This window comes from Phytobacter sp. (assembly GCF_059074235.1).
Genome location: NZ_JCACPZ010000004.1, coordinates 1794205 through 1818402, shown reverse-complemented (window position 1 = coordinate 1818402; position 24198 = coordinate 1794205). Strand labels below are relative to the sequence as shown.

Annotated in this window: 38 protein-coding genes; all 38 read right to left on the bottom strand. The window is 54.3% G+C overall.

The genetic code is table 11. From position 1 onward, the window contains the following. Positions 1–16 precede the first annotated feature (16 nt). Complete coding sequence (locus AC5JPW_RS12635) at positions 17–1222, bottom strand: phage baseplate assembly protein (protein ID WP_494240696.1); 1206 nt, start codon at positions 1220–1222, stop codon at positions 17–19. After that, positions 1206–2519, bottom strand: a complete 1314-nt coding sequence (locus AC5JPW_RS12630; protein WP_494240694.1) for a DNA circularization protein — start codon at positions 2517–2519, stop codon at positions 1206–1208. Before AC5JPW_RS12630 ends, AC5JPW_RS12635 begins: the two co-directional genes overlap by 17 nt. Then, positions 2519–4738, bottom strand: a complete 2220-nt coding sequence (locus tag AC5JPW_RS12625; RefSeq protein ID WP_494240692.1) for a phage tail tape measure protein — start codon at positions 4736–4738, stop codon at positions 2519–2521. The genes AC5JPW_RS12630 and AC5JPW_RS12625 overlap by 1 nt, the downstream gene beginning before the upstream one ends. Continuing rightward, positions 4739–4861, bottom strand: coding sequence for a hypothetical protein (locus AC5JPW_RS12620; RefSeq protein WP_494240690.1), 123 nt, complete (start codon positions 4859–4861; stop codon positions 4739–4741). It abuts the gene before it with no gap. Next, a complete protein-coding gene (locus AC5JPW_RS12615; protein ID WP_494240689.1) occupies positions 4858–5256 on the bottom strand; it encodes a hypothetical protein in 399 nt (132 codons plus the stop codon). The genes AC5JPW_RS12620 and AC5JPW_RS12615 overlap by 4 nt, the downstream gene beginning before the upstream one ends. Beyond that, on the bottom strand, positions 5253–5627 hold the full coding sequence (locus AC5JPW_RS12610) for a phage tail protein (RefSeq protein ID WP_494240687.1): 375 nt from the start codon (positions 5625–5627) through the stop codon (positions 5253–5255). The genes AC5JPW_RS12615 and AC5JPW_RS12610 overlap by 4 nt, the downstream gene beginning before the upstream one ends. A gap of 11 nt (positions 5628–5638) precedes the next feature. Further along, on the bottom strand, positions 5639–7057 hold the full coding sequence (locus tag AC5JPW_RS12605) for a phage tail sheath subtilisin-like domain-containing protein (protein ID WP_494240685.1): 1419 nt from the start codon (positions 7055–7057) through the stop codon (positions 5639–5641). After that, positions 7057–7242 carry a DUF2635 domain-containing protein gene (locus tag AC5JPW_RS12600; RefSeq protein WP_494240683.1) on the bottom strand — a complete coding sequence of 62 codons (186 nt, stop codon included), beginning with the start codon at positions 7240–7242 and terminating at the stop codon, positions 7057–7059. The genes AC5JPW_RS12605 and AC5JPW_RS12600 overlap by 1 nt, the downstream gene beginning before the upstream one ends. Beyond that, positions 7232–7882, bottom strand: coding sequence for a DUF1834 family protein (locus AC5JPW_RS12595; protein WP_494240682.1), 651 nt, complete (start codon positions 7880–7882; stop codon positions 7232–7234). Before AC5JPW_RS12595 ends, AC5JPW_RS12600 begins: the two co-directional genes overlap by 11 nt. After that, positions 7879–8307 (bottom strand): gp436 family protein, encoded by a 429-nt coding sequence (locus tag AC5JPW_RS12590; RefSeq protein ID WP_494240680.1) that lies wholly within the window; start codon positions 8305–8307, stop codon positions 7879–7881. The genes AC5JPW_RS12595 and AC5JPW_RS12590 overlap by 4 nt, the downstream gene beginning before the upstream one ends. A 12-nt stretch (positions 8308–8319) precedes the next feature. Continuing rightward, positions 8320–8781: an HI1506-related protein gene (locus tag AC5JPW_RS12585; protein ID WP_494240679.1), complete on the bottom strand. Its 462-nt coding sequence runs from the start codon at positions 8779–8781 to the stop codon at positions 8320–8322. Beyond that, positions 8782–9690, bottom strand: a complete 909-nt coding sequence (locus tag AC5JPW_RS12580) for a Mu-like prophage major head subunit gpT family protein (protein ID WP_494240678.1) — start codon at positions 9688–9690, stop codon at positions 8782–8784. A gap of 11 nt (positions 9691–9701) precedes the next feature. After that, positions 9702–10097 carry a hypothetical protein gene (locus AC5JPW_RS12575; protein WP_494240676.1) on the bottom strand — a complete coding sequence of 132 codons (396 nt, stop codon included), beginning with the start codon at positions 10095–10097 and terminating at the stop codon, positions 9702–9704. After that, positions 10090–11175: a phage protease gene (locus AC5JPW_RS12570; RefSeq protein WP_494240675.1), complete on the bottom strand. Its 1086-nt coding sequence runs from the start codon at positions 11173–11175 to the stop codon at positions 10090–10092. Before AC5JPW_RS12570 ends, AC5JPW_RS12575 begins: the two co-directional genes overlap by 8 nt. 234 nt (positions 11176–11409) lie before the next feature. Then, complete coding sequence (locus AC5JPW_RS12565; protein ID WP_494240673.1) at positions 11410–11952, bottom strand: phage virion morphogenesis protein; 543 nt, start codon at positions 11950–11952, stop codon at positions 11410–11412. Beyond that, the gene (locus AC5JPW_RS12560; protein WP_494240672.1) at positions 11942–13213 is read right to left on the bottom strand and encodes a phage head morphogenesis protein; all 1272 of its coding nucleotides are present in this window, start codon (positions 13211–13213) and stop codon (positions 11942–11944) included. The genes AC5JPW_RS12565 and AC5JPW_RS12560 overlap by 11 nt, the downstream gene beginning before the upstream one ends. Beyond that, complete coding sequence (locus tag AC5JPW_RS12555) at positions 13206–14774, bottom strand: DUF935 domain-containing protein (protein ID WP_494240670.1); 1569 nt, start codon at positions 14772–14774, stop codon at positions 13206–13208. Before AC5JPW_RS12555 ends, AC5JPW_RS12560 begins: the two co-directional genes overlap by 8 nt. Next, a complete protein-coding gene (gene terL, locus AC5JPW_RS12550) occupies positions 14774–16474 on the bottom strand; it encodes a phage terminase large subunit (protein WP_494240669.1) in 1701 nt (566 codons plus the stop codon). Before terL ends, AC5JPW_RS12555 begins: the two co-directional genes overlap by 1 nt. Positions 16475–16478: 4 nt before the next feature. Then, positions 16479–16838, bottom strand: a complete 360-nt coding sequence (locus AC5JPW_RS12545) for a hypothetical protein (protein WP_494240668.1) — start codon at positions 16836–16838, stop codon at positions 16479–16481. Then, the gene (locus AC5JPW_RS12540) at positions 16835–17062 is read right to left on the bottom strand and encodes a hypothetical protein (RefSeq protein ID WP_494240667.1); all 228 of its coding nucleotides are present in this window, start codon (positions 17060–17062) and stop codon (positions 16835–16837) included. The genes AC5JPW_RS12545 and AC5JPW_RS12540 overlap by 4 nt, the downstream gene beginning before the upstream one ends. Beyond that, positions 17055–17555, bottom strand: a complete 501-nt coding sequence (locus AC5JPW_RS12535; protein WP_494240666.1) for a DUF1804 family protein — start codon at positions 17553–17555, stop codon at positions 17055–17057. Before AC5JPW_RS12535 ends, AC5JPW_RS12540 begins: the two co-directional genes overlap by 8 nt. Further along, a complete protein-coding gene (locus AC5JPW_RS12530) occupies positions 17555–17857 on the bottom strand; it encodes a hypothetical protein (RefSeq protein WP_494240664.1) in 303 nt (100 codons plus the stop codon). The genes AC5JPW_RS12535 and AC5JPW_RS12530 overlap by 1 nt, the downstream gene beginning before the upstream one ends. Then, on the bottom strand, positions 17854–18099 hold the full coding sequence (locus AC5JPW_RS12525; RefSeq protein ID WP_494240662.1) for a hypothetical protein: 246 nt from the start codon (positions 18097–18099) through the stop codon (positions 17854–17856). The genes AC5JPW_RS12530 and AC5JPW_RS12525 overlap by 4 nt, the downstream gene beginning before the upstream one ends. Beyond that, positions 18096–18731 carry a hypothetical protein gene (locus tag AC5JPW_RS12520; RefSeq protein WP_494240660.1) on the bottom strand — a complete coding sequence of 212 codons (636 nt, stop codon included), beginning with the start codon at positions 18729–18731 and terminating at the stop codon, positions 18096–18098. The genes AC5JPW_RS12525 and AC5JPW_RS12520 overlap by 4 nt, the downstream gene beginning before the upstream one ends. Further along, the gene (locus AC5JPW_RS12515) at positions 18721–18966 is read right to left on the bottom strand and encodes a DUF2644 domain-containing protein (RefSeq protein WP_494240658.1); all 246 of its coding nucleotides are present in this window, start codon (positions 18964–18966) and stop codon (positions 18721–18723) included. Before AC5JPW_RS12515 ends, AC5JPW_RS12520 begins: the two co-directional genes overlap by 11 nt. Continuing rightward, a complete protein-coding gene (locus AC5JPW_RS12510; RefSeq protein ID WP_494240657.1) occupies positions 18957–19601 on the bottom strand; it encodes a glycoside hydrolase family 19 protein in 645 nt (214 codons plus the stop codon). The genes AC5JPW_RS12515 and AC5JPW_RS12510 overlap by 10 nt, the downstream gene beginning before the upstream one ends. 71 nt (positions 19602–19672) lie before the next feature. Further along, entirely contained in the window at positions 19673–20038 is a 366-nt protein-coding gene (locus tag AC5JPW_RS12505; RefSeq protein ID WP_494240655.1) for a hypothetical protein, read from the bottom strand. Beyond that, positions 20035–20469 (bottom strand): Mor transcription activator family protein, encoded by a 435-nt coding sequence (locus tag AC5JPW_RS12500; protein ID WP_494240653.1) that lies wholly within the window; start codon positions 20467–20469, stop codon positions 20035–20037. The genes AC5JPW_RS12505 and AC5JPW_RS12500 overlap by 4 nt, the downstream gene beginning before the upstream one ends. Continuing rightward, positions 20414–20890, bottom strand: coding sequence for a gp16 family protein (locus tag AC5JPW_RS12495; RefSeq protein WP_494240651.1), 477 nt, complete (start codon positions 20888–20890; stop codon positions 20414–20416). Before AC5JPW_RS12495 ends, AC5JPW_RS12500 begins: the two co-directional genes overlap by 56 nt. Positions 20891–20949: 59 nt before the next feature. Beyond that, on the bottom strand, positions 20950–21165 hold the full coding sequence (locus tag AC5JPW_RS12490; RefSeq protein ID WP_494240650.1) for a hypothetical protein: 216 nt from the start codon (positions 21163–21165) through the stop codon (positions 20950–20952). Beyond that, positions 21146–21595 (bottom strand): hypothetical protein, encoded by a 450-nt coding sequence (locus AC5JPW_RS12485; protein ID WP_494240648.1) that lies wholly within the window; start codon positions 21593–21595, stop codon positions 21146–21148. Before AC5JPW_RS12485 ends, AC5JPW_RS12490 begins: the two co-directional genes overlap by 20 nt. Continuing rightward, the gene (locus AC5JPW_RS12480; RefSeq protein WP_494240647.1) at positions 21582–21770 is read right to left on the bottom strand and encodes a hypothetical protein; all 189 of its coding nucleotides are present in this window, start codon (positions 21768–21770) and stop codon (positions 21582–21584) included. The genes AC5JPW_RS12485 and AC5JPW_RS12480 overlap by 14 nt, the downstream gene beginning before the upstream one ends. Continuing rightward, positions 21770–21985 carry a hypothetical protein gene (locus AC5JPW_RS12475; RefSeq protein ID WP_494240646.1) on the bottom strand — a complete coding sequence of 72 codons (216 nt, stop codon included), beginning with the start codon at positions 21983–21985 and terminating at the stop codon, positions 21770–21772. The genes AC5JPW_RS12480 and AC5JPW_RS12475 overlap by 1 nt, the downstream gene beginning before the upstream one ends. Then, positions 21978–22340 (bottom strand): DUF4406 domain-containing protein, encoded by a 363-nt coding sequence (locus AC5JPW_RS12470; protein WP_494240645.1) that lies wholly within the window; start codon positions 22338–22340, stop codon positions 21978–21980. Before AC5JPW_RS12470 ends, AC5JPW_RS12475 begins: the two co-directional genes overlap by 8 nt. After that, positions 22337–22537, bottom strand: coding sequence for a hypothetical protein (locus tag AC5JPW_RS12465; RefSeq protein ID WP_494240643.1), 201 nt, complete (start codon positions 22535–22537; stop codon positions 22337–22339). Before AC5JPW_RS12465 ends, AC5JPW_RS12470 begins: the two co-directional genes overlap by 4 nt. Beyond that, positions 22534–23220 (bottom strand): hypothetical protein, encoded by a 687-nt coding sequence (locus tag AC5JPW_RS12460; RefSeq protein WP_494240642.1) that lies wholly within the window; start codon positions 23218–23220, stop codon positions 22534–22536. The genes AC5JPW_RS12465 and AC5JPW_RS12460 overlap by 4 nt, the downstream gene beginning before the upstream one ends. Then, positions 23217–23936: a DUF2786 domain-containing protein gene (locus AC5JPW_RS12455; RefSeq protein WP_494240640.1), complete on the bottom strand. Its 720-nt coding sequence runs from the start codon at positions 23934–23936 to the stop codon at positions 23217–23219. Before AC5JPW_RS12455 ends, AC5JPW_RS12460 begins: the two co-directional genes overlap by 4 nt. Positions 23937–23946: 10 nt before the next feature. Further along, a complete protein-coding gene (locus tag AC5JPW_RS12450; protein ID WP_494240638.1) occupies positions 23947–24162 on the bottom strand; it encodes a hypothetical protein in 216 nt (71 codons plus the stop codon). Positions 24163–24198: the final 36 nt, after the last annotated feature.

The following is a 24198-nucleotide window of genomic DNA, read 5'->3' as shown; positions in this document are numbered from 1 at the left end:
GACACGCCTGTCAACTTCACCCCACATCGACTATCCCCAGTTCTGGTTTTTGACGTTTTTTGCGGCCTTTTTTCTTCTTCGGCCAGGCATCCGGAATCCAGACGCCGTCTTCTTTAAGTCGCAGCGTGGTCACTTTCCCTCCCGGTCGACCGCCCGTGAACTCACGCCCCATCAAAAAATATACGGCATCAATGCCGTGAGGTTCGCTGATGACATGAATACGCTGACCGGGTTGCCATAAGGTGCCGTTACTCGTGCGATGCCCCTGAACACGGGCAATCAGGCTGTATCCCTCCAGTCGCGCATCAGCCATCAGCTTACGCGCCCTATAGCGGACCTGTTCCTGGTCGTCAGCGTCGTGCATCACCACCACCAGAGGGCGATAGAAATTGACAGTCGGGTCCTCAACTGCGAACTGAAGACCATGCTGGCCAGTCTCTGCCAGCCCGGTATCCATCTCTTCATCCGACACTGAAACGCTGTTGTCATCGAGGTCGACAATACCGAGGTCTTTCTTCTTGTTCGTGGAATGTGCGTGGCTCTGGGCCAGCACCGTGAGGCGTGAATAACTGCGCTCAATGCTGCTCTCATCCGAGAGAGAGAGCAGGTTATTGCCTTCGCCGCTGCGGCGCATGATGAGCGTGGCTACGGGTTCGGCTGTATAGTCGGGACCACCAATAACCAGCGTGCCGTCAGGATTAAACCAGGGCCAGAGACCACGACCAGCGCACGCTCTCAACAGTGTCTCCCATGCCCGCTCACCTGGCTCGATAGTGACCTTGTCGTTGCGGATAGAGCTCTCAGCATGGAGCTCGATGTTTTTGATACCCAGCGGCCGCACGACCTGGGCGATCACTTCTTCCAGGCTGACCTGTCGGCTGGTGAATACGGGTGCAGAGCAATCAACCAGAATGGCCGCACCATCACGGCCAGCGACAGACAGTGACACCTGGTCACGACTGACGGAACGGGACACACGATCAATACGGCCATTCATGACCACATCCGGACCGACACGCACCTGAACCGGTGCACCCCTGATAACCTCTTTCGGGAAAATCCCCGATGGCAGGCCCAGACGCATCGACCAGGCATCGGCCGGGATAAGGAAGTCACTGTCGATACCGTAGCCTGACCAGTCTGAAAAGACTTTACCGCCCACAATGACCGACACTTTATCCAGGTCAACGTCCTGAGCGGCTTGCTTATTCTGCGTAGCCATTGATCACATCTCCCTGGATGATGTTGTTAGGATCACGCAACGCCGGATTAAGCAATTTCAGTTCGCCTGCGCGGGTGTAATCGCCGTACCAGAGGTGGGCCAGAAGGTGCAGGTTCGTGTCACTGGCTACAGTACGCTGGATGAGTGGCGGACGTGCGTTCACTAACGCCAGTCCCATGACCTGCAGCGAAAGTGCCATATCCCGCAGGCCATTAACCACCGGCTGATACTTCAGGGCAATACTGGTTTGCGCACTGCTGACACTGGCCATTTCAGATGCCCATGTGCTTCTGACCACATCGATAGCGTTCTGGACGGACTGGCGTGCATCCGCCGTAATCAGACTGATATCATCCGGACTGAGTGCTGCCGTGATAACTTCATCACTAAGCAAATCCGCTGCCTGTTGAGCCAGTTCGATAGCAACGGCGGTGTACGTCATCGCTATCAGTTCGCGCACGTCGCTGGTGCTGACGTTCGCCGGCATCTCAACAGTTACAGCCTGCTCTCCATTGACCAGGGATTCAGGTAATTTTGCCACACCATCAGACTGCGTTTTGACTGCTGACCAGTCCGCCATCACCACTGCCGGCGTGGATGCATAAACGGTCGAATCACTGCTGACAGAAGACGACGCCGCCGAACTCTGCAGGCCCAGTGCGGACTGAATATCGGTCATGAAAGCAGAGGGGAAGTTAACAAAATCCGTGGTGCTGCTGATGAAGCCGGTGATTTCACCGCGTAAAGATGAAACCATATTCAACGCTGTCACCCCCAGCGCTTTGACTCTGGCCATGTAGCGCCGGGCGGTTCGCAGGGGTTGCATTGCGCTTTCAAGCAATGCAGAGGCATTATCCAGGATGCTCTGTGCCTGGTTAAAAATGGCATCCGCCTGACTCAGTGGCCAGTCCCGGGCATAAAACTTAACATCGAGTCCTGACTGCAGGAACTGGACGTCGACCGTGCAATAGTCCGGACTCTCTGCGTCATGGTTGATCTGGTATACATAACACTGCATGTCCGGCATCGAACCAAAAACCGGATGGATCAACTCACCCTGACCGCGTTTATCTATCGCGGCGATAAAGGCCTGCAGGCGAGTTTCGTAATCGTCCCCGAAGAAAACGGCCTGACACTGAAGACTGCGCGGCTTCTCGCCCAGGTCTTCAATGTTCGCACCGTTTTTATACGGATATTCATGCTGTGCAATGTCACGTTGCACACTGTCCCGGGCGTTGATGATATCGAACGGGACGCCTCTGAATGAGGCATCCTGAAGGTCTGTTTCCCATGACATCAGTATGGTCCTCCCTGCGGGCCACGGGTTGCTGACTGCCCGTTAATCTCATTAACCGTCTCTGCGATTACGCGGCCGTCTAACTCCACTTTCAGGGTCGCATTAATTGGCGGTAGCACTGGCGATGCAGCCGGCGCATTTTGCATAAAAGGAGGAATGGCATAACCACCCGCACTCTGCGGGATATTGATCGCCTCCGGAGACGCCCACCAGGAATCGCGCTCAGCAGGCACAGTGCCCGCTATTTCGTCCTTGTCCAGCTGAGCAAGCCAGGTTTCATTCTCGTTGGCGTAGCCTTGACCAAACTGATACCAGGGTTGATAAATCTTGCGGGCGCGATCGATACGGTCCTGACTGTATCTTGCCCGCAGAGCCGCCCATTTCGCCGGACCATTGGCAACCTCATCGTCTTCTTCGTTAGTGGTGAAGGTGGCGATCGCAGTGGCAGACATGCCCGCACCAAACAGTTTTGTCAAACCGCCCCAGATTCCACCGCCAACTGGGGGCGTTCCCCCTGCAGGAACGGGGGCCTTAGAAGGCATAACTGAACCACTTTTAGACAGGAACTGCAGACCAGCAAAAACCCAGGCTGCGGCCGTCATGGCTTTGATGGCCATTTCGGCGCTGGCCATCGCTTTAGTCAGGCCAGGATACGCGCCAGCATAATCGGTTAACTCGCCGGATAATTTGCCGAGAATATCCGACAGGGGTTGCACAGCGTCCATCTGCGCAAAGTCGCGGGTATTGTTTAATTGGTTCACCTGATAACCAGGGCGACTGGACATTACAGAAAAATTAATATCTCCAGCCGTTTGTCCCTCAGGCAAGTTTCGTTGCTCATTAGCACCGGCAGTAACTTCATTAACATATTGACGGTTTGCACGATATGCGATCAAAGCCATTAAGGCTTGACGGTCTGCAATGATTTGACCAACAGCTGAAGCCTCAAGAATTTTTGCCTGAGACTCCATAATTTCTCTACGCTCTGGTTCAGCCGAGGTTGAATTAAGTTTTTTCTCTAAGCTTTTATACTGGGTATCGTTGCTAACGATTTTATTAACCAGACCATCAAAAGCTTCCAGAGAGTTCATTCCTTTTCCGCGAGCGCGTGCTAATGTCCCCGGTAGGTCAATGCCTTTCCCATTGATTTTGATTCTTGCTGCAGCATTTGCCGCATCTGCACTAGTTATCTTGGCGAGAAGGTTTACAACGTTATTTCCGGCTTCATCAGCCGAACCAGCAGAAGTAGCTGAGGCCTGATTTAAACCAAGAAGCGAAGCAAAATCCGAAAGACCCTTCATTCCGATACTGCCGCCAGCAGCTAATTGCTGTGGAAACCATTTCGCCATATCCCTCATTTCAAATGAGCCCATCTGACCAGATTTAATAGCCATATTGAGCGCAGTTGGAATTTGCTCGTCTGAAATACCAAAATTTCTCTTCAATGCAATTGCCATTCTTGACAGTTGGACTGGGCTTGAATCCGATGCAGTTGCATACTTTTGAATTAAAGGAAGAAACGATGAAGCTGAATCAAAGCTAATATTCCCGGATGCGAGTAATTCACTCAGGGATTCTGCGGCAGTATCTTTATTTCCTCCACCTACTGAAACAGCTCTACGTACAAGTTTATCTAGCTCTTTGATGCCGCCAATACGCCCACTGGCATTGCGGCTATCAAAAGCAGTGTTGCTCATATTTGCAAGCCGTTCATCGTAGTTCATCTGATTTCTGACAGATGGTGCGACAACGGCACCTGCAGCGGTGAGTCCACCAACAACGGCCGTAGCATTACCACCCCACATACGGCCACGTTCCAGACGTCCCATAGACTGACCCGCGCCATTCAGTTCGCCACGCAGCTGCGACACCTGACTGGTCATTGCCCTGAACGCACGGGTCTGTTCGTTGACGGTCATGGTGCCAGTGCGCAAAAGACGGTTATAGGCGGCCTGAGTCTGAGCGATTTCTCGTTGGATCTCCCGCTCAGAACGAATGCCCAGCGTCGAACGGGCACTGGCTGAGCGCTGGTATTCCTGCTGCAGTGAGCGGGCAGCTCGGATACCGCTTTGCGCCGACTGCTCACGGGAACGGGCGGCTTCATCTTCGGCTTTTTTGTTCGCCGTTGTCTGCTGTTGAATACCGACAAGTGCCTGGCGTAAGGCCTTAGAGCCGGTATCTTTGGCGATAAGACTGAGTGCCAGCTTAAGGTCACGCATTTACCGTTTCCCCTTCTTGTTACGCGTGCGGCGGGATTTGATGCGGGGTTCGCGGGCTGACGGTTTTTTGCCGTGCAGCCCGTCAAGGGTATCAAGCCAGGCAGTGAGCCCGGCTACCGTCATGCCTTCGACTCTGTCGGGGCTGATTCCGAACTTGCCGAGGATGAGGGTTGCTCTGCGGAGTCCTTCAAGTCGGGCAATGCCTGCATCCGCTTTTTTTTAAGACCTGCCAGCTCCGCATCGATGATGTCCATATCATCGTCGGTCAGACCGTCCAGCAGAATTTCCGGGGTGATATCCTCTTTAGCCAGCGTGCCCAGTGACTCAAAGACTTCAGCGATAACCGCCACACGGTAGTACATGCGAGCGGCGGCAGAGTCCGGGTCTTCGAAAGCGTCACCCGTCGCGGCCAGCGCGTTCACCGTGTGGCGAATCACCGGCAGTGTGACGGTGTAGTCATAGTGAATTTCATCACCGACCTGAACGCCGTAAATCAGTTTTCCTGACGCTTTCATCATCCTTGCACCTTACGCAGAGACTGGACCGTAATATCGCGGCGAGCCTCGTTATCGACCGTATACTGCTCACCTGTCTGGGTGGAGAAGCAGTCGAGATAGCTGTACAGCGGGTTCCCATCCATATCCATGATGGTCAGTTTGGCTCCCACCAGTTCATCCCAGTCCGGTTGCGCGACGTTTTTCGGGAGTACAACAGTGATAGACAGGCTGAATTCAGCGATGCCTTTTGAATATCCCTTAGCGCGGCCAGTGCGGTTCATCGTTTTTACCAGCTTGCGGCCGGTGTTCGTCTGGGGACGAACGTCAGTCACTTCGATTTCCTGGCCATCGACGTACAGGACAATCGAGCCGACGTATTCTTCAAGCGCCATTTAATTGCTCCTTATAAGTACAGGTCGATGCGACCGGCGAAGACATGCAGACCGTTGACAACGTCAGTCGGAATGCGGGCATTGAGTCGGTTACTGTCCTGGCTGTCGCGCTCAACAATCAGCGCGGCTTTATTCGCCTCAACCTCTTCAACGATTTCCAGCTCTTCCAGTTTGAGCAGAACGTCGTAGAGTTCGCTCTCAACCAGGGGGGGTGTCCGGGTGGACAGTTTTTCACGCGGGAACCGCAACGCAATGCGTTCGCGACAGGCCTTACGCACATAATCCAGCGTGCGAATGGTCGTAAGGTCCAGCAAAGACACATCATCCACACCACTGGCATTGCGGGTGTAAGTCGTGATGGCGCGTACAATCTGGACCGTATCACCGGCACCCACTTCAAACGGTGCCAGGCCGTTATATAAAGCGCTCTGCTGTTCGGTACGACCTGGACGGTTCTCGATATCGGTCACATCCAGTGCAAGCGTTAAGGTGTTGAGTGGTCTGGCCGGATCTTCTTCGCTGGCGATACAAGCCCCATACGCGGCGGCAAGTTCTGCCGGCAGTCTGATGGAGCCTTTATGCCACCCCAGCGTGATGCGACCACTGTTGATGGATGATGCCAGTGTCGTGCCTGCGGCGAGCGTTCCAGGCCAGCCTGCAGCCGCAACAGCACCACGTTGCTCCATGGGGCCGGAGACAAAATCCAGGTGTGTGCGTAACGCCGTCAGCGCTGACTGCGTGGAGAAAGGGCAAATAATGACATTATGGCCAGCGGCAATCACAGCGGCCAGTGCCGGCGTAATGTCCGGGTCAATCTCGCCACCTGTCATCGCCACGACCACTGCAGTGGTTCCGCTGGCGGTGGTCTGCGCTTTCAGGTGAATGTCATTGCCGGCAGCACCTTTATTTTTCGCTGTCAGGGTCAGTACACCGTCACTCACTGTCGCTTTTACCGGGAGCTCGGGTTGATTATCAATGGCCGCTTTCAGTGCTGCCGCAATCACCGTGGCGGTATCAGCGGCGCTGACCGCCACGTCTACACGCGTATCACCGACCCACAAACTGACCACACCCTGAGCACTGGCGGGACCCGTGATGGTCAGTGTGCCTGAGGCGGCTTGACCTGCAGCAGCATCGCTGATGCCAATGACGGTTAAATCCAGATAGGCATAGGTCTTAATGGCCGTCGTGACCATCAGATGCGCGATCGAACCATAACCAAAACAGATCGCGGCCTCATCCGCACTGAAGACACTCATCGGTTTCAGTGGTGGCTGAGTGCCAGAATCCAGCATCTGACCCAGGATTAACACCTTTTGAGCGTTTGCAGGCAAAGTACGCACGGCCAGCTTGAGATTAAATTCAAAATACTGTCCCGGCTTACGGATGCTCGACGGGATACTGTCGAAAGCGATATTAGGACTGGACATTATTTTGTTCCTTTCGATGTCGTCACGACTGCAACGTCTGTTGCGCTAACTTCCACCAGGTCACCGTCGTTTAACCGGCGCAGGTAGTAAGGGCTCTGCGGTACATCCACCGGCTCCTGCTCGATGTAGCGCCGCGCGTTCTCTTCCCGGGGTACGCGAACCCCATCACGGGCTTTAACTTTCATGGTCAATCAGGTCCTCAGCTGCGAACGGGTCTTTGCCGTCCAGGAAATATTTAAGGTCGGTCTGCAGCCAGACAGGATCGTCTTCACTGGCGGTACCTTCATACTCACCAAAAATCTTGTCCGGATGGTTATCAGGCAGTTCTGCCGGCACGAGGGGAAATCGCCCGTTCGTCAGCGCTTCATTGTCAAACCGGGTATCAAATTCACAGGCGAAAACAGACATCGCCATTTTTTCAAACCTGGTGTTAAACAGCGGTCGCACCTTGCCCGGCATCAGATGGTCAATGGGCAGACCGAGGTCCTGACGGGCCAGCAGTCGACGAACGGCGTAAATGAGTGCGTATGAACCCACCTCATCTTTTGCCGCACCACCGCGTCGGGCAGCTTCGTCACCGCGGACACTTCGCGTGCCGGCGATGACGACGAAACGCCCGGTGTCCCGCCACTTATTTCGGGCGGTACTCAGCAGCTCTGTGCCCTGAATACCGCCGAACGTGACCCACATCCCAGGCAGCTGACGGACGACTTCAGCAGGTTCGCCATCGAGTTCGCCACTGTAGGAGCGTACCTCGCGGACCAGTTTGCCGAGCCCCAGGGTGAGCCTGTCGATAATGGCGGATTCGATTTGCGTGATAATCAAAATGCACCCCCGTCCGTTTCGCCCCGCCCGAAAACACGGCCATTTGATGAAAAACGGGACATGCTGCCGCCCTGAGCCACCTGTCCATCCGGCAGGCGACCGAGTGTGATACGACCATCAGCCACCCGCTCCAGATAACGAATCGCGTCTTCATATCGTTGCCTGATTTCCTCCGTGTTCTGCGTCTGAGCACCCGTCATCTCGTAACGGGCGATGTCGCAGCACTTCCCAACCAAAATCCCGGGCGTATCGTTCCACGGCAACGGATAACGACCCGCCAGATAGCTGTCGATGGTGGCGGAGGCCCGTTCAAGGCCTCCGCTCAGGACACCGTCATTTATCTCGCCCGTGTATTCACGATCGGTAAGAGCAATGCACTCTGTCTCACCGAACTGAAGAACCATATCTTCCCGGGTTGCGTACATGGCGTTTGCCCCTTATTTCTTCGCCGCTTTGGATGGCGATTCGCCACCTTCAGTCTCAGGGGCAGAATCGGTGGCTGCTGCCTTTTCCAGCAACTCCGCCTGCAGACGATCGCGTTCAGTGGTAAGTTCATTACCGGACTGAATGGCCGCATCGAGCTTTTGCTTAAGGTCTGCATTCGATGCTTCAAGCTCAGTGATACGCGCCTTCGCTTTTTCCAGTTCACTCTGGTCACCACGCAACTGGTCGATGGTTTCTTCCAGCTCAATGATGAGTGTCCGGGAACGCAGCAGCTCGCTATGGACATCGTCACTGACCGCGCTGCCCTGATACACAACCAGCTGCGGTTCGTTTTTAAGGATGTTGAGCTGCTCTTCCGTGAATGAGCCTTCAGGCCAGACCACGGGATAATCGCGGTGCTCTACGCCGCAGCGACGGAAACCGTCGCGTTTCGCTGTGATTGTAATTTCAGGCATTTATGCATCCACCCCAGTTGAGCCATACGCCATTTGCCAGAAGCCATAACCGCCATTGGAGCGGGCTTCGGCACCAAATTTGTACTTCTTGAGCGTGAAGACGTCGTCGGCGTCCATGTTTGTCTGCTCCACAAACACGGGTTTTTTGCGCTCCTGATAGACCAGAGGCTTAACCGGTTTCGTCGTGTCAAACAGATACCATTCGCTATCCGTTGCCAGCCCCGGCCACACCAGTACTTCAGCCGTACCTTTGTAGGTATTCGGCGTGTTGTCCGGGAAACGATCGGCCGTCATGAGGTAATTCGCGGTGTCTTCCAGTGCCGGAGGCACCACAAGTACACCCGGGCGAATGCGCAGGTTTTCACCTTCATCGTCTTTAAAATCACGCATGGCAGAACGCGCTGCACCATAGGACGCCTGCGCTGCAGCCAGGGAAGCCACCGACAGTTTTTTGGTGCCCTTGTTAGAGGCGACACCTTTACCGACAGGGTGATCCGTATCGAAGAAATACTGGCCGTCGTAGCACAGCGTGGTGAATCCGAGGCTCATCAGTCGCCCGATGATGTCAGCCGGCAGTTCTGCAGCTGACTGGCCTGCACCCTGCGCCTGCTGCGCATAACCCAGCATGGTGTCATCTTCGATGTCGTTGCGATCGACTTCGATGGTGGCTTCCCAGTCTTTGTTGCGAATGGAGTAATTGAACCCCTCCAGGGCTTTCACCACCTTCTCGCCAATCCATTCACGCATTTTCGGGAAGCGTGACAGCCAGGCATAGTTTTCTTCTTTGGTGGTGGACGGAACGACCATGGCAATCTTCTGCCAGTCGTTGGGGGTCTGGTCGAAGGCGTTCTGGAACGTCGACTTAAGACCGATAAAAATGGTTTTCAGGTTCTGTTTATTCACTAACACGGATTTTCTCCTTAAATTTCGACCCAAACGCCGTCTGCATCGACGGCAATCACCGTGCCGGCAACGGGACGGGCTGCGCTGTTGCTGGTTTTGGCAACGGTAATGCTGTCGGCCACGTAACAGGACTTGCCCACATCGGCCTGAGTGACGGCGTCGCCGGACAAGTTCGCAAGCTTCCAGCATTTTTTTCGACGCACATTGACGGATGTGGCCGCTGCGGCACCGGCCGTGTTATCTGCGTACTCATCAGACACGCCCATCGTGACCTGTGCAGCCACGGCTGAAGCAGGCACAGCCAGACCGGCTGCAGAGAGGGCGACCATATGGCCCCCATAAATCATCGTGGCCGCTGCCACAGGCACGGCGACGATGTCGCCGTTACGCCAGGGTGTATTGCGATCAGGCATTGCTGGCATCCTTCTTAATCGTGGTTGGATCAATACCCATCAGACTGAGTACGGCCTGGTTCAGGTCGTCTTCAGGCTCATGAGAGCTACGGACAGGAATATTTGCGGGCTGGCGACCACCCGTCTGGGTATGGGTCAGCGCTGCCACTGGTTGTTGTTTACCCAGATGATCACGAAGCTTTTCGGGGCTGGATTTAGCCAGCGCATTCGCCCAGTCTTTTTGCGCCGGCAACAGACGGCCGTCAGACAGTGCAGCTTCGATGAGGTCGGTGGACTGCTGCAGCGTCAGTTGAGCAATCTGCTCATCACCGGTGGCACGCGCCTGGCTGATGGCCTGATTCATCACCTCTACGGAAACCCAGAGTGCAGGGTCAGGTTTGGCGACCTGCGCAGTCAGCGCGGCAATACTGGTTTCCAGGCCGTTAATCCAGACAAGGCCCGCAGCAGCCTGACTGTCCGCCGCCTTAATCTTGTTAATGAGCTTTTGCAGTTCGGCCAGGATATCTTCCTGGGTTGCCGAAAGCGGGAGCCCCAGAAACCAGCGCAGCTGTTCCAGGAGTTCATCCATTGTTGTGTCCTCAGTTGAAGTGGCAGCAAGGAGCGAGGCAGCGGCAAGCATTGCCTCGTCCATTCCGTCCAGTGCGGGGGTGTTGGTCAGGGCCGCGTTTATCAGCGTGGTGACCCGACCGTCAGCGTCGTACAGAAAAACAGGGGAAATAAAGCGGTACTCTCCCGCTTCAATCGCGGCCGCAGCGGCTTCAGTCCAGTCAACGTCGACGGCAAACAGGCCTTCACCTTCGCGCCATTCCAGCTTTCCGAACCAGCCTGAAGCCGGTGCCGGCAGGCCGTTCTTCGCACTGCGCAGCGTCTGGTGCTCGTAGTCGATGACGTAGGGGGTCTGTTTCGCGTCTGCTGCGGCAATGAGCGAGGCAGCAATGTTGCCGTCAATAAACCAGCCAGCGGGGCATTCAACTGGCCGACCGTCACCGGCACGGAACGTGCCAGCAGGCAGCAACTGGATGACCCCGCGATTTGCGGTACTGATGGCCTGAGAGAGAGAAGCGATACGTGTTTTCATGACGCTGACATTACGGGGAGGTCAGCGCAGGAATCAGATGAAGGACTTCAGTGGGTATATAAAGGAAGAGAACACAGGATCATGATGGCACTCAGTCACGGCAAAGGGCAATACCCTAAAACGCTTTTAAACCCCTTTTAAAAACGGCGGAACGCCCTGTTAAGGTAACTCCGCCTCACCCTGAGAGATAAAACGCCGTGAGCGGCGTTACAGCGCGTTTTCTCAAAAATGGCATCAACCGTAAATCTGGCTGAAGAAGTCCGTGATTTTTTCTTCCATGCTTTCCACATCGGACTCAGTGAGATGAAGGAAGGGCCGCGCCGGCATATTGATGGTGTACGAGGGGATCGTATTCCACTCACTGTAGTTGGACTTGCTCTTCTTCACGAACAGATTACCTACTGAGCCATCCTTGCCCTGTTTGTAGTAGGCCTGCTGACTGCGGGCCGGAATACTGATTTTGCCCCCCGACTGATGGACCGCTGCGTAAATCACATTGGTCCCGGCCATCGCCGTATCGTTATCACTGTATGAAACAATGCTCGATGCCAGTCGCCCGGAACGCTGCAGTATCTGGCCGGGCCCACGACGTTTTGCATAACGCGGACTCCAGCCCATCCATTCCGGCCGGCCCTGCTGGGCGAAGTTTTCCTGGACAGCATCTTCCATATCATTCGCCAGTATCCTCATCAGCGGTGCGCGATGCTCAAATTTGCTGATGAGTTCAGCCAGAGACCGTTCGAAGTCCGTAGTGTCAAAGACGATGTTATAAGCCATTCAGTGAACCCTCAATAAGTGGAAGCTGCGACAGCTGCTGCAGTGATGAGGCCGTCAGAACGTCGCCGGCATCAGGCAACTGCAGGGCAAATCCCGGGACACCTGCATCAGCCACAGCTCGCACCTGGTGGAGTGTTTCACCCTGGCGAATGACATAGACCAGGTCAGCACCATCAGAAACCACCGCAACGGGCTGGCGCAACTGTGCCGGCAGTATTTCCCAGACGGGCCCGGGAGCCGCGATGACAGCATCGTCCGTGATGGTCATGACAGCGGATGACGGTGATGCACCTCGCAGAGCCAGCGCATCGACGGCTTTCGGGCTAAGCGCACCTGCGTGACGGAACGCCCCGGAAGGTTCGCGCAGAAGTGACTGATTGACGAAACGGCGGATATCACCCGTCATTGCGTCAAGCAGCTGCGGCTCCGAAAGCGTGTGTTGTACGGCAAGTGCAGCCATCTGTGGCGGTGCGGCTACCGACTTATCCATGAGGCGTTGTCCCATCCCCGACAGCCAGCCTTGTCCCGGGTTGTGACCAAAGCCGGCATCGGGAGCATACAACTGACCGTTGTAGCGGAATGCCTGGACCTCACGTGTATCCTTCGGTCCCCATGCCTGTTGCACGGTTTCCATGTTGCCTTCGCTGGACCAGACGGTGATGTCTTTGGTGTCGATATCTTTCTGGGTTCTGGCACGAACGCGGCAACGGCACCCCCAACCATCGGGCGGATAGGCAAATTGCCAGACAGGATCATCAAAGCGGGCGGTGAGTCCATTAAGGGCCGCATGAGTGGGCCGGGTGCGCATATCCATGACGGCGATGCGCGTCCAGTAAGGACGATCGCCGGCGTTCGCCATTTGCTCGGCATAGCGACCGGCACCGTAGGCGGACTGCATATTGGTTTCAAAAATGGTTCGCAGGCGGCGTGGGGTCAGTTGCTTACCCTCCAGCACACCGTCCTCATCGGCCACCAGTTTTGCCCGGTCCGCAAGCCAGCCTTTCTGAACAAGCGTCGGAGTAAGCTGTCGGCGGAACTGCTCAAGGGTAAGTCCGTTGTCGAGGGCATTCTGCAGACCGCCACGAATGTCCTGCAGAACGTCCTGACGCAGGACGCCCGCGACCGTAAACGCCGTGGCGTGGGCCCGGGCCTCCACGTCATGCCAGTTAAAGCCAACGGTATAGCCCTTTGACTGAAAATACTCGATGGCCTTTTCCGGTTTCAGGCCGATGGCAAAACTCAGATCAACGCTGTCAGGCATCCGCGTTCAGTCGCCCCCATACATCAGCCACAAAGATGGCTTGTTCCAGCAGTGTCACCAGTTCACTGTCGTCAAGGTCGGGATAACTGGCCGCAATAATATTCATGGCCTCGTCAGGCGACTGGCCATCCTGCAGCGCTGCCACCAGAGGGGCGACCAGCTTTTCCATCCCGCTGGCGATCGCTTCCGGCACCGGGCGACCATTATCAATCGCGTCCTGCGCCGGGTCTGAAAGTTCGGCTGCTGTGCTGAGTGCGGCGATACGGCGGAAACGCTGGCTTAGCGCAACAGGCGGTTGTGCCGGCGTCGGCGCGGGAGTCTGTAAGACGGCTTCGCCTTTCTGGGGAACGGGGATGCCGACTTTTTTATGCACCCAGGAGGACGGGATACTGTTCATGCCGGACTCGACCAGGTTTTTCACGCCAGTGGAGAATGACGCAATGTCTTCAAGATCGCGGGTGTCAAAGACCAGTTTGGGCAGGCGACGGCGGGAAACGTCATAGCCATTAATCCGCAGCAGCATATCAATCATGTTGCGGAAGAAGCCCTCAAGTTGACGGGCATCCGCTACCAGAATGTCGTGTCGGACGTCGTTATGGACATTGCCGAGCGCATTGGTTGAGGTCTTGCCATCTGCCTGACTGGTCAGGGTTGCGCCCAGAATGACCTTCGAGACAGTTCGCTCGCACCAGTCCATCATCGCCACAAAGGGATCGGCCTGACCGGATGCCGCCGTTTTAAAATCAATGTTGGTTCCCTGGGGAATGATGCCGGCAGCGTTATGACCCAGCATGACCAGCGCCTCAAACAGCGCATTTTTGTCGGCATCTGTCGCCCCGGCCATGTAGGTGCCAACACGCGCCGGCAGACCATAAATTTCGAGAAATTCAGCCAGGTCTCGCGTGGCGTAGTTTTTAAAGAGATAGGGCCAGACGAGTACGCGATAAAGACCGGACTGCCCGGTGAAGCCTGTTTTGGCGGCATGACGATGCACCATCCAGCCGAACGGCCAGAGCTCGGCACCATCAATGCTACCGTCAGATAAGCGAATTTCATCGCCACGATCGGGACGTGCCTGGAACCAGCGGTGCGGGCGCAGATGCGCCTCTGTCGGAAGCCAGACATCCTCTTCACGCTCCCATTCCAGCTCCTGACAGCTAAACCCATGGCCAATGGCATCAGCGGCCTGCAGGATAATGTCTTCCAGATTGTCGAGCGTATCGAACCACTCCTGCAGCATGGCTGCGATGTTCTTCTCTTCTGCCGTCGCGTTACGTCGCGGTTCTATGCTCCAGTCCAGACCCAACAGCGCATTTTTGCGTTTGGCCATCTCAGAAAAGATGTGGCCATCTTTCTCCACCATGTCTTCAAACAGGTCAGCCTGGGCAGAAAGATAGCCCTGCTCAGCTTCCTGCAGGATGCGGGGAAGCCGGCGAATGGTCAGCCCCCGGGAAGGATGTTCAGGATACCGGCTGTTAAGCTGAACAAGCCGCGTGGTCTGCGGCTCTTTGGTCACGGCTTTATTAAAGGGGCGACCCCACTGGTCAACTATCTGGCTCATTACCATCCTCCGTCACCGAACTGCGAACCACTCCGCATCCGGCCTGAATGTCTGTTATCGTCATCATCATTTCTGGCATCCGAACGGCGCGGCACACTACGGAAACCATCGCGGGAGCCAAAGGAATTACACAGCGCCCACAGCATGTGCAGCGCATCAGGACCATCGTCATGGTCGGCTTTGGGAAAGTGGCGCAACTGTTCAATCAACGTTGTCTGGCTGGGGTGCATACGGATCAGACTGTTGAAAACCCAGGGTTGCAGTGACTCAATACGAAGGATCTTGTCCGCATGTGGCGTGACCGGCATCGCTGGAACTGGAACCCCCAGCTCTGCCGACTGACGAACCAGCTCAGTACGCAGAAACTCCTGAAACTGGACGGCTTCGACAGACCAGCACAGGCAACCGTACTGGCGCTGCATCTCAATCGCATCGCTGATAATGACCGACGGCAGGCGCTTTTTGATACGCGCCTCCACCACATCCAGTATCCCGGTCATACGGTTAAAGCCGCCCACCAGAATGGCAGACGGGTCACGGCCGTTACCGTTCTTACCCAGACTCGGGTCAATGCTGCCGAAAAAACTCCATTCACTAAGGCGGTTCACCCAGAAGGTGATACAGGTGGCAAACGGCGCATCATCCCCACTCACGGGGTCATTCTGATACTCACTGTCAAAGGTGCTGTGGCCATCACGGGCACGGATCAACATCAGGGCATAGAGGGGGCGAGCAGTCCATGAAACCACCGCGCCGGCTTCCATCGCGTCGCGGTGCTCGTCGTAGAACGCCCGGGCCAGCAGCTCGCCATCTTCCTCGTTGTTACGCAGGATCTCTTCCCAGCGCTCCCATAACGTCATGTCAGACGGCCAGGTAATCAGCGCTTTAAACCGCTTTTTACGCCATAGCGGGTTTTTCAGGGTGCGGGAAAGCACACTGTCGTAATGCAGGATGGTCCCGATGTAGATAACGTCGAACTTGGCACCGGCACCGCCCAGCGGCAGCACGGTTTTCTTCAGCCAGTTATCCAGCTTGTCACGCTGGTCAGGGTTGCGGACCAACTCGTCGTTTTCGATATCGTCGAGGATGGCGAGGTCAGGCCGGTACGGGCCATGACGCAGGCCACGCAGTTTTTTACCGCTGCCGGCGACCTGCACTTTGATATCGGTGGCGGTAAGGATCGTGCCCATCTGCCACACACGCCCTGCGCCACACGCCTCGGGAAAATCCATCTTAAGACGGGGGTTCCAGCAAAGTTCTGCCTTGATGGCCTCCAGCATGGGATAAGCCTGGTCGATACTGTCCATGATGATGACCGGGTATTTTTTCAGCTCCAGCACGATATTCCACAGCGTAAAGAGCTGGGTGACTATCGTGGACTTTGCCTCACCACGGGGTGCGGCGATGGCGTCCTGCTGGCTGACCGTCGAGGTGACGATTTCAGGCAGTCGCTGAAACAGATACTTATGCAGTTCTGACTCATCTTTGTGACGAACGTAGTGAGGGAAGTAGTTCTGCACGAAATAACGGAACCCGGAAACCGGGTCACGCACCGCATCACGCCGCGCATTAACGGCATCCTGAGAAGGATCAAAACCTACCTGCTCGGCCTCAATAGACCGACGCAGTGATGAAGCCAGCTCGTTGAGCTGGGCTTCAAACTCCTTTTTATTCAGGCTGACATTCTTTTTTCTGGCCACAGCGTTACCCCTGTGCAGCCGGGTTACGGATTTTCTTTTCCTGCTTTGCAACAAACTCAGCCTTCATGACAGTCATCAGACCATAGACTGCCGCAAGTACTAACCAACCTGACCAGGCAGCAAAAATCACCACGGCGATATCAGTAAGCAGATCGTAAGCACGGCGCAGTAATGTACGATGTCTGTATTCCTGTGCTGCTGTTTCCATTGCAGCTGGAATAAGCAGGCCGATGAGGTTCAACACGCCAAAGAACCAGATAGCAAAGTAGCCGATGTTTATCAGTCGTTCATCGGCCAGATAAACGCCGAAAAAAAGCGACAGAATGACAACGGTATCGAGTAAAAGACTAACTAAAAATTTCATCGCGGCGTATCTCCATTAAACCCATTTAAAGCATCGTTAACAGCCTGTTCAAACCTGTCTTTTGCACGCCATCTGTCGTTACGCATGGAAAACTCAAGCTCTTCCACGCGACCATCGAGCAGATGTACCCGTACTTCATCGCGGAACTCAGGCGCTTCGACATACGCAATCTGACTTGCCATCACACTCACCCGGCTATTAACGCGGATCAATTTGTCAGCCATAGTGCCTTTGCACCTCATTACCAAAGGGTTCAAGTACCTGGACGAACGCCTCCATATGCTTTGGGTAGTGTTCGCTGATAAAGGTTGATAACAGAGTCAGCACTTCCATAGCCGTCGCGAGTTGGGACGTTTCTGGCAGGATGCGTTTGCTGGATGACACCGCCTTGTTAAAGGCATCGCTGAGGCTTGCCAGCAGCTCAATTCTCTGGGCTGGAGGCATCTCCGCATTCACATTTAACTGGTCAATGGTTGACTGATACTGCACCAGCAAGCCCATCAGAATTGCCCGCCCGACGTCTTCCATCCCACCACTGGCCAGAATGTTTGCTGACCTGAGCTTCTCCCAGTCGTCGCCGGCATCCTGCGCATCTTTTTTCCAGCGTGCGGCCGCGGCAAAGCTGACGCCGCATTGTGATGACACAATCTGTAGTGACAGCTGGCTCTGTATGTAAAGCCTGCGCAGTTTTTCCCTCGTCTCGGCCGGATGTGCCATCAGAGTCCCTCGAATCTGGCTTTAATCAGCGCGATGGCCGCAGCCACAACACCGCCTGACAATGCGCCAGCGATAGCACCCTGGCGAACAACCCGGGTTTCCATCGTGTCCATGCGTCTCTCGATGCGCATGACAGCAACAGAAATGTCCTGAAGCTGTGGCTGTATGTCCGGATTTCGTTGCCCCTGCAATTGCTGCAGCGTCTGCTGAATGGACAGCAAAGGGTCCTGTGGCGATGTCCAAATCGTTGATGCCGGCACGGCTGTAACCCGGCGCTGACGCCGCTTCTGTCTGGCCTTCATGTCCTGTCTGCCTTTTTGTCCAGTTTGTCGAGAATACGGTTAAGGGTGTTTTTGATGTCTTTGATGTTGTCGGAGATCAACGTGTAATCGCGCTGGGCATCATCACGGCGCTGGTACTCATCACGTATGCGATCGACATCTTCTTCAAGGTCACGGATGTCTGACTGCAGACGGCGAATCCAGATGCCCCCAAACAGAGTGACAAGGCCAAGAAGTAACTGATAAATCTGATCAGGGCTCATTGCGGCTCCTTGCCATAGAACTGGCGGAGGGTGTTCAGTTTGTTGTAGAGGACCTGACACCATTCGCCGTATTCGTTGCTGTGGCGGAGGATGCCTGCAGGTGAGAGTCCGGCACCGGTGCTGGCGGTTTCGCCGGAATATCCAGCATTTCCGCCGTGGGCAGCGGACAGATATTGATTGCACTCAGGTCCGGCTGGATAGCCGAGGTTTGCGTTGTACAGGCACAGAGCGCGAGGACCAATGCCAGTAAAACCGGCACCATCGCTGAGCGTGAGCAGGAAGATTTTTTCATGGAGTAGTCCCTGGGTCTGGGTCAGTTTTTTATTTACCGCGAGCAGCTTTTCATCCAGCTCATTAGCCTGGCTGCGATACTGCTCAGCTAGCACGACCTGCTGCCTGAGTTGCTGCTGATTCTGTTTTTCCCGCTCAGCCTTCTCATCGGCAACATTGGTTTTGAAGGCATCAAACTTGCGTTGAACTGTCGCTGTCTCATCCTTAGCTGCCTGAACGTCATCACGCATCTGGCTGGAGGTGTAGAGGCTACCAAGCCATGCACCGACACTAAGAACGACAGCCACAGCAATAATCCAGGGGAGCAGCGGCTTAACAAGCGTCCAGACTTTACTGACCATCGGCAGTACCTCCGTTCGGGCTGACAGACTGATCTCGCTTCATGGCCACAAACTTAGATGCAACGTTGTGGCCTGCCCATGCCAGGAGGTATGCCGTAAACATCCACTCTGGAAGCTGCAGGTTCCAGGCATACCAGCCGACAACGCCCGTCGTAACCACGAACGTGCTGAATGTCATGGTGTCCGATGTGCTGAGACGCCCGGAGGGATTGGTGATGAGGTCTTTCAACGACATAACACCCCCGTAGCTACCTGAAAGCGACGGGTGCGATCGTCAAGTCCAGCCAGTGCTGGGTTAATCTTTTTGGTCATACCCACCACATCAGCACGGTCAGCACTGCTGTTACAGTTGCGGGACTGCCAGAACCATGCAGCAGAACGTGCAGCGGCGAGAGGTTCTAGCAAGAGGTCAGGTGTGGATAACAAGTCAAGCCCGAGCGCTTTACCGCAATCGCGGTAGTTATCCCTGAACGTGACCTGAATGAGACCGCGTCCACGATAGCGCCAGCCATCGGCTGTAGACTCAGAGCCATTGCCGCCCCGGTTCGCGTATGCGCGGTTAGCGAGCTTAACGGGCTGGCAGGTGTATTGACGGGCGTACTCAATCTCGGAAGGCTGGAGCACCTTGTCATTATTGAGATCAAAAGCCGTGCGGAAAATTCGGGCTACACGCTCAGCATCACGATAGAAAAGGCTTTCGGTAAGAACAGAGAAACCCTGACTCTCATGGCCTGTCTGGGCGATAAAGCCAGCCATGCGTAATGGCGAGTCAATGCCAAACTCCTGCATGGCCGACGTTATTGGGGAAAACCATTTTTGCGCCAGCGCATTCGAAATGCTGGCAGCACGCTGGAAGTCATTGAGATTCATGAACTGACACCACAAAAAATAAGGTGATGTCAGTATCGCGAGGGGACGTTCAGGGAATCAGGTGAAGGGGTTCAGTGGGTTTTTTTATTAATTATGTTCATCGTCTTGCGGACTTCGGTCCAGACGTTTTGATTATCTACAGCATGTACTTTTTGGCAATCAATCGATTCATTTGAATAATCTGTAAAATCAGCTTTAGATTGTTGTGAAAGTAAAATCACCTTACGCCATGCACAAGCTCTGGTGCTGTCCTGTGGCACAAAATCTTCACCCGCTGGATTGCTGACTGAACTACCTGCACTGAAAGCATATGCCAAGTTCCTTTGAGACTGGTAATCACCTTTCAATGCTGACTGCGTTAATTTCGCTTCATAAGGAGATGCCGCCAAAACGGAAGAACTAACCATTAAAAAAACTACTGCTAAGTATTTTTTCAAAATAATGACTCCTGTCGATGTGAGTTTTGATTCTTATCCTGCGCCAGCAACTGCCACCCAAACCGGTCACTGAATCCATAGCGAGGGCAAAGCAACGTCATGGCCATCAGTGACGAGGTGCCATCCTGACGAACGGCATCGAATTCTGCCAGAAATCTACGGTTGCGAAGCTCACGCAAAGCACGATCGCAGCGAGGAAGATACAGAGCCTCGCCGCCAAAATTCTTAATGAGTAGCTGGGTATTATGGTCTCCAATCGTATCGCGAAGCAGTGCGGCACGATTAGCGCCGAGAGCGCGGAGCCCTTTTCCTACTGGGAAAGTGGTGCCACCAAATGCTTTAAGCAACTGCTCGGTGGCCGGGAAACCAATCAGGTCAGCGATCTGAATTACTGCCGGGGGCAGCAGCTCCGTTACCTGTTGCAGATTCATCGTTATTCTCCCGTTTTTTTCGGCGGCTGGCATCAATGGCTAAAGCCTGCATCAGTTTGGTTAACTGAACAGGGGTTAACCACTCAACACGCTTTACTTTAAACATATGCTCGCACATTTTCTCAGCATAATTCCAGGGACGTTTTGCGTCAGCCAGCAATGCCTTAATTTTTGACAGAGTAGCAGCATTACCTTTTGCCACTTTAGGTGTTCTCCCATGCTTAGCTGACTGCCGAGGGAACCCCTGACCATGCATGTACTCTCTAACGACCTGCAGCTCTTCAAGGGTGCATTTTGTTGATGAGGTTTTGCCGCCACACATCCGCGCCAGCGCACTGCGATAGGTTACGTCATCCCAGCCCAAAAAGGCCTGACCTGCTTTGATGGCCCCGATAAGGCCGCGTTTTGCCGGAGTAGACATAATGCCTCCTGTTGGTTGTCATTATCGCAGGCACTCGACAAAGTGCCTGCTGTAATGACTCAAACGATAGGTTCCAGATGATTGACTGAGATACCGCCCATTTTCCCCTCTACACGCACAACCAGACGGCCGCTGCGCATATGCCAGGCCTCAGAACGGGTGACTACCGTTTCCCGCTCTGATACCCCTGGCGTGAGGTAATAATGAAACTGCGTACCCACCGGATAGCGCTGGTTGAATGCTTTGGCTGACGTGTTACGCAGAAGATTTTTCATCGCTTTCACCAGTGTTCATCACACGCAGTGCTTTCATGATGCGTTCATTCAGTTCCCGGTCAGCTTCTTCAACATAATTAGGGTTTGTATCCTCCATCGAATTGAACCACTGACGCAGCCGATTTAGGTCATTAAGCCATTCTCCCGGGATTGATGGCGCAGGGTGGGTGAATAGTTCCGTTTGTCCCATTGGTTTATGGTTACATTTCGGGCAAACATCATTATCTCGCCACTCTTCGATTGTTTCGAACCCGCAGCACCCGCAGTCGTAACGGACATAATCCGGCTCTTGCTCGTATGCCGCCACTGAGCGAAGGTTTTTTAGCTCCAGAGCCATAGCAACTTCATGACTGGTCGGATAAACACCTTCGATACACCCATTGATGATTTCATCAATTTCGGTGTCACTGATTTGATTAATGTTTTTCATATTCATCCTCAAGTTCAGCATCAGTCAGAATGAGACTTAATGGCCAAAAAATCAGGGCCACTAAGAACCGGGAGCGATTGAGCTTTGGTGCAGCAAAATGTGAAAGAATGTCTGCCCAGCACCACCCCATGAACAGGTAAATAACCAGCCACGAAACAATCTGAAAGGTGTTCATCACTTAATACCTCTCAGTTTTTTGAATCGCTCGATAGCACGCTTCATTTCGGCCTGAACATCCTTCGTCCGAATGGAGTTATTGCTGGCGTTATAGAACTTGAGGCGCAGTTTTAGCGGCACGTTCATCAGCTCTACAACCTGGCTGTTATCGTTGAAGAACCAGACACGGCGGGCACCACCGTCCTGAATTTGGCAACCCGTCACATTAATCACTGAGCACCTCCAGCACGTCACCTGTCTTGCGTTCTATGAATTTCTGCAGACTTACCCAGGATTGGTAAATGACAAGCAACCCGAGACGACTGGCTTCGTCACACTCACGCGTAGCACCTTTACTTTTCTCCCAACCATCAAGGAGGAAGATCGCATCAGCCTGTGCCAGCATGGCCAGCGTGATATCGAGGTACTGACCATGCTGCAGGCCATCAGGGAGAATGGCCGGATTGAGCACTGTAAAGCCATGTTCTTCAAGAATTCCAGCTTCGGTATTGAACTCGTCTCGGTTGAAGTTTGGATACCCCGTCATCGGTCCAGCGATAAAAACAACTGCTTTACGAGGGTTGCTCATGGCCGCGCCTCCACTAAATGGCAGTGATTGTTCCAGCGGTTCTGACGTGCGCTGGGTTTTGACTGCTCGGCATACAGGAATCCACCGGTACTGGTGCAAACAGCACGACGTCGGTTGCTGATGCGAATGGTGCAGAAATCGCGACCGATGGTGAAATTTGCCACCTTAAGAAGCTGGCGTGCTTGACGATTTTTCACGATTTCCCCCCCAGAGCGCTGAAGGCCAGAAAAGTCGACATTGCTTTTTCAACTATGCTTTCAGTGCGGTAACGTTCGATGCCCCAGACGATGGCGTAGCAAATCCAAAGGTAGTGATAGCTGTAGGTCATCGTTGCCCCCATACCTTCAGTGATGTCGAAGGTGCTTACACCTCTGGGTAACCAGGCCTCATTAAGGGCGCAAAACGCCTCTGTTTCATTAGGGAAGTCACGGCCGGTGAGTTCGTTAATAGCCTCGTTTGCCTCGGCGGCGGCGTCCTCATCAATACCGTTATCCAGATAGCTAACCAGCCACTCCCGTAGGCTCTTATCGAACGCGTCAGCGTCGAACTCATAGCAGGGTGTTTCGTGGCGGCCGTGGCCGGTGCCGGCTTCGAATTTTTCAGACCAGTAGCCGGGGTTAATCTGGAAGCTTTCCCGCTTTCCGAAATGAGCGCTGGTAAAGAACTCGAACATGTCTTCGATACGGCTGAACGTCCATGTACCCATGTCGCCGGTGACGGTCAGATAACCAGGCCAGGTGACGAGGTCGAAATAGTATGAGTTTGTTCCGGGGCGCTGAAACCGAAGGTGACGGTAGACGCCATCGTCACGAATGACGCTCAGACGATGCGCCACTACGTTACGGATGAACTGATTTAAAACCTTTTTTTCATCTTTCATTTTGCGGCTCCGATGTGAATTGTCTGCGAAGTGGACCCACTCACTGCGTGATGCAGCTGCGCGTTGCGGCCGGCGCTATATCCCTGGATTTCTGCATCGTCGGTCCCCCGGGCTTTACCGGGTTTACGAGGCTCCAGGGTTTTCATCCCTTTACTGAGCTTTCTTTCGCGATACGCTTCAATCAGGGTGGTCTCAGCCTCAGTCACGACAAAATCACTGACCACGGCGTAAGCCCCGTTGACCCATGCAGAACAGAACGTATCAGCGCGGGCAATTTTGGTGGCTGGCTTGATGTTTTTACGCATCGTGGCGATGTATTCACGACGGGCTTTAGCAAGCTGTTTTCCCAGCACCTCGAAGGAATACGCCGCAATCTGTGGGCGTTCGTCGGGTCCGTAATAGTGGATGGTGCGTTTTGCTGGCTTGTTCCAGTTGTCACTGCCATAGCTGGTGTAGAACTTCACGCCAAACACGCGGGCGACCATATCAGCCAGGAATGCCATGTATTCCGGCATTTTTTCGGCATGGGAAGGGGCCTTCTGAGTAGCGGCTTCGTTGATATCCATTACATCGACGTCGTGCTCATTCAGCTTATGTTCGGACATCAATTTCTGAGCGCGGCTCATGGCCAGTGCGGCCTCTTCAGCGCTGGAGTTATTACGGGCCATTGCCAGCAATTTTTTAATTCTCTGGAGATATTTCTCTTTATTTTCCATTTTATGGCCCTTAATTAATTGCCGGTTTGAGGTGGGTAATATCCACACCGCCAGAAATGCCAGTAACCGAAACAACAGCAGCACGATGTCCCAGCGCCCATGCCTCTGAACGGGTGGTGACGGCAACGCCAGCGCCATCTTTACGGGAGTGATACATAAATGCAGAACCATGCGGATAGCTCGCATTAAACTGCTCTGCCGTCATTTTTCTAATAAATCCAGACATAGAATCTCCTGAATTTGGCGTAAGCCAGCCCCTGCG